Annotated in this window: 6 protein-coding genes; 5 read left to right on the top strand and 1 reads right to left on the bottom strand. The window is 51.1% G+C overall.

Features of this window, described 5'->3' with window-relative positions:
- Positions 1-14: 14 nt before the first annotated feature.
- The gene (locus tag LQ777_RS01190; RefSeq protein ID WP_232560693.1) at positions 15-2441 is read right to left on the bottom strand and encodes a penicillin acylase family protein; all 2427 of its coding nucleotides are present in this window, start codon (positions 2439-2441) and stop codon (positions 15-17) included.
- Between the two features lie 168 nt (positions 2442-2609).
- Between LQ777_RS01190 and LQ777_RS01185 the strand changes: the two genes are divergently transcribed.
- From LQ777_RS01185 to LQ777_RS01165, 5 genes are all read left to right on the top strand, one after another.
- On the top strand, positions 2610-3194 hold the full coding sequence (locus LQ777_RS01185) for an RNA polymerase sigma factor (RefSeq protein WP_232560692.1): 585 nt from the start codon (positions 2610-2612) through the stop codon (positions 3192-3194).
- A 79-nt stretch (positions 3195-3273) separates the two neighbouring features.
- Positions 3274-4290, top strand: coding sequence for a FecR family protein (locus LQ777_RS01180; RefSeq protein ID WP_232560691.1), 1017 nt, complete (start codon positions 3274-3276; stop codon positions 4288-4290).
- Positions 4283-7756 (top strand): SusC/RagA family TonB-linked outer membrane protein, encoded by a 3474-nt coding sequence (locus LQ777_RS01175; RefSeq protein WP_232560690.1) that lies wholly within the window; start codon positions 4283-4285, stop codon positions 7754-7756. Before LQ777_RS01180 ends, LQ777_RS01175 begins: the two co-directional genes overlap by 8 nt.
- 23 nt (positions 7757-7779) lie before the next feature.
- On the top strand, positions 7780-9315 hold the full coding sequence (locus LQ777_RS01170; protein ID WP_232560689.1) for a RagB/SusD family nutrient uptake outer membrane protein: 1536 nt from the start codon (positions 7780-7782) through the stop codon (positions 9313-9315).
- Between the two features lie 81 nt (positions 9316-9396).
- Positions 9397-12918 carry a VCBS repeat-containing protein gene (locus LQ777_RS01165; protein WP_232560688.1) on the top strand — a complete coding sequence of 1174 codons (3522 nt, stop codon included), beginning with the start codon at positions 9397-9399 and terminating at the stop codon, positions 12916-12918.
- The last annotated feature ends 14 nt before the right edge of the window (positions 12919-12932 follow it).

Genomic DNA, 12932 nt, shown 5'->3' with positions numbered 1-12932 from the left:
GCCTGTCAACAAGGCTATTTAAGCGTTAGCTTTCGTTTAATCCGGGCATTTTTGTCCTGTGCCGATTGAAGGTAGACCAGCTCGGTCAACTGTCCTCGACGCCATGTTTCGATCATGTTCTGATAAAGTGGACTGCCCGGATTTCCTGACTGACCGCCCGGATAAATACCGTATGCTTTTGGGGTTGGCCCTAATTCAACAACCATCCGCCACGAAGGACCCGTGCGCTCCGTAGTTGCATTGACAATACCACTCCCTCCCCCAGTCTGTACGTTTAAGACGCTGAATGCGTCCAAGCCGGGTACCAAATGCCGGATAGCCGTAGCTTTATGAGTCGCCCAGGACCAGGAAGAACCAATAGCACCATGCTTTTTCTGAAGCGTATCACAGGTAGAGCGGAAACTACTCGTCAGCACATCCGATAGCGTTTCGCGGGCGGCCGTATGCACATTATCGAACCAATGTGATTTAGGCTCTTTCTGGATCATGCGTAGCGTCCGGTCGAAGCTCGGGAAGCGCGTGAGCAAAGTATCGCCCCGGTCAAATTCGTCCTTCCAGATGGCGTCGCTTAACTGTCGGTTCCACTCCGTGAAGATCGTCGCGCCAACGGAACTGGTGTCGTTCTGATAATTCCAGCTTTTTAACGTGGCTAACGCTTTGGCGTAATCACCGCTTAACGCTGATATGTCCAGCAAAGGCAGCAACGTAGGCAGGGCCATCGACGCCCGCAGGTTATACACATCGTTCTGTAAACGACGCATGCTATCCGTTGTAACGCGCTGCATAGCCGTCAGCCGCTGGTTGATGCGCATTCCACGCTCCGCAGGAGCAAATTGCCAGTTGATGTAATACGGATAACTCGGATCGGTTGACGACTGATTGGCCGAACTGACAAAGCCTCTTGGCGGATTTAGTACGCGGGGGTTTTGGGCCGGAGGAATCCATCCCTGCCAGTCGTGAGCCGGATTGGTACCATCGAGCAAATATTTGCCCTGCTCTTTCCATTTCAGCGGAAACTTACCATTGGGCGAAATAGCAATGTCTTTGTGAACATCGGCAAAAATAAAGTTTTGTGCCGGCGCACCGTAGTAAGCCAGTGACTGTACATAATCCGTGTAATTTTTCGCGCGGTTAAGCAGGTAATAGCACTGAATTTCGTTGGTCGGTTCGTGAGCGATCCAGCGGGCGGCATACCCCGACGGTATATTCGCGCGGAATCCTTTCTGATCACTTTGATTCACGATTGGTCCATGATGCGTGTAATAGACTGTATCGATCACATCGGCCTGACCTTTCACCTTGATGACTTCGAGCCGTTGCCGAACCGGTTTCCATGTGCCACCGTGCAAATATTCCTGCTTGCTGGCATCCCGAAAACGGATTTTGTAAAAGTCCAGCACATCGGCACCAACGTTCGTTACGCCCCAGGCGATGTCTTTATTAAAGCCAATGATCACGGCGGGCGATCCCGGCAACGATACGCCACAGGCATTCATCGTCGGCGAAACGAGCTGAATCTGGTACCAGATAGACGGTAAGCTAAGCGTCAGGTGAGGATCATTCGCTAAAATCGGATAGCCGGTAGCTGATTTCTGTGATCCTACCGCCCAGTTATTGCTACCAATGGCCGGATCGTGAGCGGGCCAGTTAAGCGCTAATGAATTGTTTACCCCTGACGAATCGGGTGTTTTAGGGACCGGTAGCGGTTTAAAGTCCCATTTAGTACCAGGGGGAATAATTGGGTCCTCGTGATCAGGATAATCCGGAAAAAGATCACTCGTAACCGCCGAGCCGAACAGTTTTCTGACATTGCTCATTTGCAGATCATCGGCTCCGCTGGCCAGTGTGCTGGTCATGGCCTTGAGTAGTAAAGCACATTTTAAGGTCGACCAGGGTTCGGGCGAGTAGCCAAGTAACTTGTATTCGATTGGGTAATCAGCTGGTTTGAGCGTCGAAATCCAAGCGTTAACCCCAGCCGTGTACGCTTCAACAATCTGCTTCGATACAGGATTGCTCATCATGGCTTTCAACGCCTGCTCGGCACCGTATACCATACCAATTTCCCGATTGAAGCGATCAAGCGGCAAAGCCCGCTCACCCACGACTTCAGCTAATCGGCCCGAAGCGGCATGAGTCTGAAATTCCATCTGCCAAAGTCGATCACGAGCCGTAACGTACCCTTGGGCGAAATAAACGTCGTAGTCATTCTGAGCGAACACGTGCGGAACCGCCATGTCATCATAGACAACGGTAACAGGTGCTTTGGTCCCTTCCAGCTTGATTTCTTCGTCCGTACCGGAAACAGACTCCGCATTTTGCCAAAATCCAACAAAGGGACTTAGTAATGGTCCGAAAGCGGGAATGCTACCCCACGAACGATTTAATAGCCAAACAAAAAGTAGGGTAATTGTTGAAACTAAGATAGGCTTTAGATAGCGCATGAAGATTTAATAGACCAAGCGGAAAAATGGTATTGCAAGATCACTATTGGATTGAACAAATAAAAAATATTCTTTTCCTGTCGGGACAATTCTTGTTACATTTGTAAATAGAACACGTTGTCTGCTCCTTCTACGTGTAACCGTTCGCACTGCTCCTACATAAAATCTATGGAACTGACGGATACGGAATTAACGCTTCGCTTGAAACAGCATGACGAGGCTGCGTTCGAAACTTTGTTTCGGCGATATTACCATTTTCTATACAGTATAGCTATACAGTACGTAAAAGACCCGGCCCTGGCGAAAGACGCACTTCAGGACGTTTACCTGAAATTATGGATAAACCGGGAGCATTTAGATCCCTCTCAATCGGTAAGAAACTATCTCTCAACAGCTATGCGTCATCAAATGATTAATACGATTCGTGACGAAAAACGGGCTATTCTACGGCATCTCAGTCATCAGGCCACCCGACCCGATGTGGATACTTCGACGGAAGAGACGTTGACGCTGAGCGAATACGGATCGGTAGTGCTGGCGGGCTTACGACAACTTTCGGCGCAACGGCGACAAGTATTTATCCTACGCTCCGAAAAAGGACTGACCAACGAGGAAGTAGCCTCTCAACTGCAAATCTCTAGCAACACAGCCAAAGTGCAGTATTATCACGCCTGCCGATTTCTGCGCGATTATTTACGACAACACGCCGGAATTGAAGCTATGATCACATGGCTGGCTGTTTTTATCAATTAAAATAGAAATATTTTTCTGTTTCTAATAATACTTTTCACTTTGAGTGGTGTATAGGAAGCATACTGGCATTCCTATACTCATGAATGAAGCGCTACTTGAGCAGTATTTCGCCAATCGGGTAACGGCCGACGAAGCGAAACAGGTGCTGGCCTGGTTTGACACCGAGGCCGGGCAGTCCTATCTGGTTCGGCGGCTCAACAATCAGTTCAGCAACGCGGACTGGCACGCCCCTCCCACTATTCCGGTACCCGATGCGGACCAGATGCTGAGTACAATTCGGCATCGATTGGCCGCTGCCTCGACCGAGCATAGACCGGTAATCCGACGAATAAACTGGCTCCGTCAACCCATGCAATGGGCCGCGATTTTCGTTGGTTCTTTGCTACTGGCAACAGCTGCTTTCTTTGGTTACCGGCAACTATATCCCGCTGACTTGTTCCAGCAAACCGCGTTCGGCAAAACAACTCGCTTTACGCTATCAGATGGTTCGCTTGTAACGCTTAATGGCAACAGTAGCCTACGGTATGCACCTCACTGGAAAAGCGGTCAAACGCGCGAAGTCTGGCTCAATGGCGAAGGCTTTTTTCAGGTCACCCATAAGTCAAATCACGAGCGCTTTATTGTCCATCTACCAAATAAGCTGAACGTTGAAGTACTCGGTACGCAATTCAACGTACTAGCCCGCGAAAGCCGGGCAAAAGTGGTACTAAACACCGGAAAAATTCAGCTCGATGTAGGCAATCCCAGGCAGAATAAACTGGTCATGAAACCGGGCGACTTGATTTATACGGACGTCAAAACAAAGGAGTATTACCGCAAACGGGTTGACGCAGCGGCTCAATCGGCTTGGCAAACGGGGAAGCTAAAGTTCGAGGGAACCAGCTTGCAGGAAGTAGCCCAGATGCTCAAAGACACCTATGGAGCGACGGTACTGATTGCCGATCCGGACCTACAGCGTCAGACCTTGTCCGGAACGATTCCTAACCAGTCGATGCAAACCATTTTGAATGGATTATCAACAGTATTCGACCTGCGCATTACTCAACAAAAAAATCGGATTATTATTCAGCGAACCAACCTATCCCAACATGAATAAACAACTAACTGTCCTCGGATCGTTGTTGCTGGCCGGGATCTTGCCAGTACGTGCCCAATTACTGGCCTCCAGCGACCGATTTGCTATGTATCAGAGCAGAAGCACTGATACTCGTTTTATTACACTCCGAAGCGCCCTGGCTGAATTAGAGCAGCACTACGGAGTTTCGTTTATCTATCCGACCAATCTGGTTGACACAAAAGTTCAGCTGGTGGGCCGTCGAAGCCCAAATCTGGAAACCGAACTCACTAACCTACTAACGGATAAGGGGCTGACGTATCGCAAGGTCCAGCCTAACTTTTACGCCATCGTATGGGAGAAAGAGAAAAATCACCGGTTTCTCAACAAAATCAAACAAATCGAGAGTCCAGCTGAGGTCGATCAGCCATCGTCACCCGTGAACCTGCCCGACCGCACCCTTGAACGATTAGAGCGTAGCGGCTGGTCGATGACATCGAGCCAACCACTGGCCGACATCAGTGGCCGGGTCATCGACAAAAACGGACAGGGAATACCCGGGGTCAGTGTCATCGTGAAAGGAACTAGCCGGGGGACGACAACGAACGCCAATGGCGAGTACACCCTGAACGCAGCCAACAATGCGACACTCGTATTTAGCTTTGTCGGTTATGCATCGCAGGAAGTGGCGGTAGCTAACCGCAGCCGGGTCAACATAACGCTACAGGATGATGTTAAAGCGCTCAGCGAAGTTGTCGTCGTTGGCTACGGCACGCAAAAGCGGGCTTCCGTCACGGGCGCGATTTCGTCCGTGTCAGCGCAGGAAGTTACCCAGCTACCCGTGCCGAGTGTCGAGCAGGCAATTCAGGGCCGCGTACCAGGCGTAACGGTGGTAGCCAACGGATCGCCGGGAGAAACACCCATTGTCCGCATCCGGGGGATAGGCTCGATCAACTACGCAGCTAATCCGCTGTATGTCATTGACGGATTTCCTACCAGTGATCTAAACAATTTCGACACGCGCGATATCGAGTCGGTTGATGTACTGAAAGACGCATCGTCGGCAGCCATCTACGGATCGCGGGCCGCTAACGGCGTTATCATTGTTACAACGAAAAAAGGAGCCGCTGACGGAAAACTACACGTCAATTACGATGGCTACGTAGGTACGCAGAGTACCTGGCGCGAACTGGACCTGCTCAACCGCGACGAGTACATCCAATACGGTACGGCATTGCGTACAAACGCGGGCCAGCCAATTCCTACCCGATTCGCGAACCTGAACCAGCCTATTTATACCGGTGCAACGCAGACTTACGCGCAAACGGATACCGATTGGCAGAAAGCTGTGTTTCGCAGTGCTCCGATTACACAACATAGCCTTCAGCTATCGGGTGGTAATGAACGGTCACGGTTTTACTCATCCGTCGGTTATTTCAACCAGCAGGGTATTATGATCGGTACGGGATACAAACGGGGCAATTTTCGCATCAACTCCGACCATACCATCAGCAAGCGCTTTTCGTTCGGTCAGAACCTGACCATCTCCTACGATGACAAGCTGAATGAAGTAAGCGCTGGTGGCCGGACGCAGGTGCAGAATATGATCCGGATGACACCTTACATGCCGATTGAAGATCCGAATCTGCTGGGCGGATACCGGGGTCCCGACGGGTCCGATGCATCGGACCCACAGAACCCGGTTCGGGCCGCGTTGCAGGATCAAAGCAACACCCAACGGATGAAATTTCTGGGAAGCGCTTATATCGACGTGAAGCTTATCGAAGGACTGACCTACCGGCTACGGGGTGGTATCGACTACGTAACCGCCCGGACGTATTCCTTCTTGCCGATCTATAATGAAAGCTTTAACGCCCGGGCGCTGGCCAGTTTGACCGACCAACGCTCAACGTATGTATCACCACTGATCTCGAACCAGCTGAGCTACGAAAAAACATTTGGCAAGCATAGCATCAACGCCGTAGCTGTCGCCGAACGGCAAGGCAGCCGGTTCCTCGATATTAATGGTACGGGGCAGGCAGCGTCGAACGACATTCGCGAATTGAATGCCCTGATCAGTACCAGCGTGGGTTTGAGCGGAACCCGTTCTGAAAGCGTACTCATCTCTTACCTGGGCCGACTCAATTACGAATTTGCTGGTAAATACCTGTTTGGTGCGTCGTTCCGGCGGGATGGTTCATCGCGGTTTGCGCCGGGCAACAAGTGGGGCAACTTCCCATCTGTTTCGGCAGGATGGCGCATCAGCGAAGAACCGTTCATGAAAAATATACCGACCATTTCGGAGTTAAAAGTGCGGGCTAGCTACGGCACAATGGGCTTTAACGGCATCGGTGATTACTCGTGGCAGGTAACCGTATCGCAGAACACCAACTCGATTCTAGGTGGTAACCGGGCGCAGGGATCTTATTTCGACCGACTGGGCAACACCGACCTGCGCTGGGAGGTGACTAAGATGAGCAACTTCGGATTGGATCTGGGCTTGTTGAACAACAGCATTACCTTATCAGCCGAGGTGTACAGCCGCAACACGGACGGACTGATTCTGAACCAACCGATTGCGCCATCCATCGGCTATTCACAATCACCGATTGTGAACGTGGGTAGCATGCGAAACAACGGCTTCGAAGCACAACTGGGCTATAACAAAACCAAAGGTGCTTTCCGGTTCAACGCGTCGGGTAACATCAGTTTCATAAGCAACAAAGTCCTAAGTCTGGGACCAACGATTTCACCGCTGCTCAACGGCTCCAACGCCGATTACGGTGGATTCGACATTACGCGTACCGAAGCGGGTCAGCCAATTCAGTATTTCTACGGCTGGAAAGTAGCGGGTATTTTCCAGACAGCGGATGAGGTTAGAACGGCTCCTTCGCAACCCAACGCGAAGCCGGGTGATCTTCGGTTCGTGGATGCCAACAACGACGGTGTGATCGACGCGAATGACCGGATCAATCTGGGTAGCTTTTTGCCGAAATTCACTTATGGATTAAACCTGAGCGCCAATTATCTGGGCTTCGATGCGTCGCTCTTTTTCCAGGGAGTTCAGGGCAATAAAATCTACAACGGTGTAAAAGTGCTTGAGCAAGGAATGCTGCGGTTGTTCAATGCCGGAACCGATGTACTTCGGGCCTGGACCCCAACAAACACCAACACCGACGTTCCCCGCGCTGTTGACGGCGATCCGAACGCGAACTCCCGCACCTCGGACCGCTTTATCGAAGATGGTTCGTACCTGCGCCTGAAGAATTTCAGCCTTGGCTATTCCATACCAGCCGCAGCCTTGCAATCGTTCTCACGCGGTACGGTCAGCCGGGCGCGGGTTTACGTCGCAGCGACGAATCTGCTGACGTTTACGAAGTACACGGGTTACGACCCAGAAGTCGGATCACGCACCAGCAACGCCAACCCGACATTAACAAACGGTATCGATTACGGTCAGTTTCCGCAGGCACGCACCTTTATGGTCGGCTTACAACTTGGCTTTTAACGGAACAGAAAAACGCAGCAACTATGAAACCTACATACTGGACTACAGGTATAGTGGCGATTGGATTGTTTTTTGGGTGTAGTACAGACAACCTCGACAAAGTCAATCCAAACCAGTTCACAACCGAAACTTATTTTAAAAACGCCGACGAACTCGTCAAGGGTGTCAATTCCGTTTACGCCATCTGGCAAAGCGCCAATTTGACGGGCCGTGAATGGTTTTTTGTCCATGATCTACGCTCGGACGACGTAGCAACGGGTGGTGGACAGCTGGAAGCGCCCCGCAACCAGATTCTGATTGGGGCTCAGAACCCCGGTAATGGCGTTGCCTTCTCCGTCTGGAATGGCCTTTACCGGGCCGTACACCGGGCCAACGTGGTCATCAATAAAGGGACCTCCGTTACGGATAATCCGACATTAACCAAGCGCGCCATTGCAGAGGCTAAATTTCTCCGTGCCTTGTCGTATTTCGATCTGGTGACGCTTTGGGGCGGGGTTCCGCTTTACACCGAATACGTCGAGAGTACCTCCGGAACGAAGGCAAGAGCAACGGTCGATGAGATCTATAATTTGCTCATCACCGACTTACAGGCTATTCAGGCCGATCTTCCTGCTAGCTTTAGCGGAGCCGATCTCGGTCGGGCAACGAAGGGAGCGGCTCAGGCACTGCTCGCCCGGGTGTACATGCAAAAAGGCGATTATGCCAATGCAAAAACCCAGCTTCAGCAGATCATTAGCTCAGGCTTGTATAAGCTGACCGACGAGTACAACGACAATTTCATTGAAGAGACGGAATTTAATTCGGAATCTATTTTTGAAATTGGGTTCTCTAAAATTGGCGACTTCAACTGGGATGGCGACGGCAATGATGGCGGAGCTAACGAAACGATGACGCGAAGCCAGGAGTACTCGGCCATTGGCTGGCGCAACCTGATTCCATCCGATGGCCTGATCGGCGAATTTGAAAACACCGCTAAAGGCGATGCTAAAACGGACCCCCGCTTGAAATACAATTTTTATTTCATTGGCGATACCTATAACAACGGCGCTAATACGCTGATGGAGTCGCAGGTGCAGGGCAACACGTCCAATTTCAACGGAACGGCGCAGAAGATAAGCTGGCGCAAGTACACGGCGATGTATAAAAACAACGAAACGTTCTATACGTCAGGAATCAATATGCGAATTATCCGTTACGCGGAGGTGCTGCTGATGATGGCTGAAGCCGAAAACGAAACGGGTAGCACAGCGAACGCTATTGCCTTGCTTAACCAGGTTCGGGCGCGTAAGAGCGTAGCCATGCCCGCCTATCCGACCACAAACTACCCGGTGAATAGCAAGGATGAAGTGTTCCGAGCGATTGTTCACGAGAAGCGGGTCGAACAGGGCGGTGAGCAAATCCGGAACCGCGACCTTTTGCGTTGGCGGGCTCAGAACAAGCTTAAAACCGAGCCTATTTCTTACTTCGCTAAAGGCAAGCAGGAGTTGCTACCGATTCCACAACAGGAGTTGGACAACAACAGTAAGCTCTCGCAAAAAGATCAGAATCCGGGCTATTAAGCGTTGTTTCTCTAGATAAAAGTATCCAATACGATCCCCGGCTGGCCTTCGTTGCTATGCCGGGGATTTTGCCTGTCGACTATGCGCTCATTGCTCACACGAACTCTCTTACTTGTCGTTACACTCGCTGGCTGCACCCGTCAAACACCCCGGTTTGAGCGCTTAGACGCCAATCAGACGGGTATCGATTTTGCCAATACCATTACCGAAAGTGACTCGTTGAACGTACTGGAGTTCGAATACATCTACAATGGCGGGGGCGTTGGCGTCGGCGATTTTAACGGCGACGGGTTGAGCGATGTCTTTTTTGCGGGCAATCAGGTGTCGAGCAAGCTGTATCTTAACAAAGGAAACTTTAAGTTCGAAGACATTACGAAACAAGCGGGTGTCGGCACTACATCCTGGTGCACGGGGGTAGCCGTGGCCGATATAAACCAGGACGGTCGGCAGGATATTTACGTCTCGACGGTTCATCCCAATCGGGACCGGGCCGTTCCTAATCTGCTGTTTCTTAATCTGGGCAATGACGCCAATGGCAATCCCCGTTTTCGGGAAACCGCACAAACAGCGGGATTAGCCGACTCCAGCTACTCGACGCAGGCGACTTTCCTGGATTACGACCGCGATGGTGACCTTGACGTTTTTCTACTGACCAATGCGCTGGAAGCGTTTAACCGAAACAACGTGATAGGCCCTCGCAACGACGGCTCGGCCAAAAGTCGGGACAAGCTATTTCGCAACGATGGTTCTTCGAGCAAGGTAGGCTCTGGTCCGGCTGTCCCGCATTTTACCGATGTTTCGGCGCAGGCAGGTTTACTACACGAAGGCTGGGGACTAGGCGTCGTGATCAACGACATAAACGCAGACGGCTGGTCTGACATTTATGTCGCCAATGATTTCCAGTCCAACGACGTCTGGCTCGTCAACAATCAAAACGGCACGTTTACCAACCGGATAGCGGAAACGCTCAAGCACCAGAGTCATAATAGCATGGGTGTTGATATAGCTGACATCAACAACGACGGTCTGAATGATCTGGCCGTAGTCGATATGCTTCCCGACGATAACTTACGGCAGAAAACCATGTTTTCGACCATTCCGTACGACCGTTTTCAGATGGCGCAACGGCTGGGTTATCAGACGCAGTACGTTCGTAATGTCCTTCAACTCAATCGGGGATATGCATCCGATAAAGCGGGGGCGCTACCTCTTTTCAGTGATATCGGCTACCTGACGGGTACAGCCGCAACCGATTGGAGCTGGAGTGCGCTTTTTGCCGATCTGGACAACGACGGACTTCGTGATTTGCTGATCACAAACGGCTACCGCAAAGACATCACTGACCTAGACTTCACGAGCTACAACCGGGATGCTGGGACATTTGGTACGGATGCCGACCGACGTGCGCAACTTTTGAAGCGAATCGAGGATTTGGAACCCGTTTACAAACCAAATTTCCTGTTCCACAACAAAGGCGATGGCCTCCATTTTGCGAACGTTGCTGGTGATTGGGGGCTGAATGAACCGTCATTTACGAACGGTACGGCCTACGCCGATTTCGATAATGACGGCGATCTGGATCTGGTGATGAATAACATCAACGATCCGGCTTTCATTTATCGCAACAGGACCATCGAAAACGCCACCGACTCGTCAACCAATCGCTTTTTAAAACTAAAACTAGCGGGGAAACCGGGTAATCGGGAAGGCTTAGGTGCTAAAATCGCCATCTGGACAAACGGGACAGTTCGCTACACCGAATACATCCGACAGCGTGGTTATCAATCGTCAATGGAATCGGGCGTTCATCTGGGGTTAGGCAAAGCACAGCGAATCGATTCGCTAAAAATACTATGGCCATCTGGTACCGGTCAGCTACTCAAAAATATATTGACCAACAAAACGGTCACCCTCGACGAACGTTCGGCCACCGCGCAACCAGCCGCATTCATGCAGTTACAGCCTGTCGAGAAAGCTTTATTTACCGAAGTTTCTGCACCACTCGGTTTGTCGTTTCAGCATCAGGAAGACGATTTTGTGGATTATAAAGCCCAGCAAACCTTACTTGTGCACAAGCACTCACAGATTGGTCCAAGCTTAGCGGTAGGCGATATAGACGGCAACGGGCTGGACGATATCTACATTGGGGGACCGGCTCACCGGGGCGGCACTTTCTTTCTGCAACAAGCTACGTCATCTGGCAAAAGTCATTTTTCTCGTAAAGATCGACCGGCGAAAGAACCCGAAGAAACCGGTGTTTTGCTGTTTGACGCCGATAAAGACGGCGACCTCGATTTGTACGCCGTTCACGGTAGCACCGAGTTTGGGCAAAACGAAGCCCGCTATCAGGACAGCCTGTATCTAAACGACGGAAAGGGAAATTTTCGGGCCGCTGTTCAATCATTACCTAACACCACGTCAAGCGGATCGTGTATCGTAGCGACGGACTTCGACCACGACGGCGACCTCGATTTGTTTGTCGGGGGGCGCATAAAACCACAGCGATACCCTGAACCGGCCCGGAGCTGCATTCTCCGCAATGATAGCGATAAGGGTACTGTTCGATTTACTGACGTCACCGACCAGCTAGCGCCTGGGCTTAGTCAGGCCGGATTGATCTGCGCAGCGCTCTGGACAGATGTGGATAACGATTCCTGGCCGGACCTACTGATAGCGGGCGAGTTCATGCCTGTTAGCGTTTTTAAAAATCAGCAAGGTCGCCGGTTGGCAGCTGCGTCCATGCCGTCGCTGGAAAAAGCGGTCGGATTCTGGAATAGCCTGACGGCGGGTGATTTTGATAACGATGGCGACATGGATTACGTAGCGGGCAATTTGGGCCTGAACAATCGCTTTCAGGCATCCGATTCTCACCCGGTATCAGTTTACGCGGCTGATTATGACAAGAATGGTACGCTTGACCCCATCCTGAGTTTTTTCAACGGCGACACCGAATACCCGATTCACCCGCGTGATGTGCTAACCGATCAGGTTCCGTCGTTGAAAAAGAAAATGACGTCCTACGCTACTTACGGCAAACTAAAATTAGCCGACCTGCTGGACAGCGATCAGCAACAATCAGCCATTCATAAACGGGCAACCTTCACATCATCGGCTTACATCGAGAACCGAAACGGAACGCTTGTCCTGCATACGCTGCCTATAGAGGCTCAATTTTCGCCCGTGTTCGGCACTATTTCTACTGACCTTAACCACGATGGTAACCTGGATCTGCTGCTGATCGGCAACGACTACGCCAACGAAGTTTTGTCGGGTTGGCAAGATGCCGGATTGGGGCTATGTCTGCTAGGCGATGGACGTGGTCACTTTAAACCTCTTTCTCCCGCTCAGTCAGGTTTTGTTGTCGATGGAGACGCCAAAGCACTGGCGACAGTCCTGCTTGCTAACGGAAAACTTTGTCACATCGCCACGCAAAACAACGGTCCCGTTCGCGTTTTTACCCAAACAAACGATCAGACAAGATACCGGCGAGTCAAGCCAACCGAGGTGTTTACCAGTTTAAAAAACAGACGCAGAGTAGAGTTTGATTGGGGGGGCGGCTACCTATCGCAATCCTCACGAGTGGTTTCGAGCGAGCCTAACTAAAAAAGAAAGTGTAC

Origin of the sequence: Spirosoma oryzicola, from assembly GCF_021233055.1 — a bacterium.
In the GTDB taxonomy this organism is placed as follows: domain Bacteria; phylum Bacteroidota; class Bacteroidia; order Cytophagales; family Spirosomataceae; genus Spirosoma; species Spirosoma oryzicola.
The sequence above is the reverse complement of the archived record's forward strand: the minus strand, read 5'-3'. Positions and strand labels throughout refer to the sequence as shown.

Excerpts from the sequence above, each read along its gene's own strand:
- LQ777_RS01190 (WP_232560693.1), bottom strand. The coding sequence starts at position 2,441 with ATGCGCTATCTAAAGCCTATCTTAGTTTCAACAATTACCCTACTTTTT.
- LQ777_RS01185 (WP_232560692.1), top strand. The coding sequence starts at position 2,610 with ATGGAACTGACGGATACGGAATTAACGCTTCGCTTGAAACAGCATGAC.
- LQ777_RS01180 (WP_232560691.1), top strand. The coding sequence starts at position 3,274 with ATGAATGAAGCGCTACTTGAGCAGTATTTCGCCAATCGGGTAACGGCC.
- LQ777_RS01175 (WP_232560690.1), top strand. The coding sequence starts at position 4,283 with ATGAATAAACAACTAACTGTCCTCGGATCGTTGTTGCTGGCCGGGATC.
- LQ777_RS01170 (WP_232560689.1), top strand. The coding sequence starts at position 7,780 with ATGAAACCTACATACTGGACTACAGGTATAGTGGCGATTGGATTGTTT.
- LQ777_RS01165 (WP_232560688.1), top strand. The coding sequence starts at position 9,397 with ATGCGCTCATTGCTCACACGAACTCTCTTACTTGTCGTTACACTCGCT.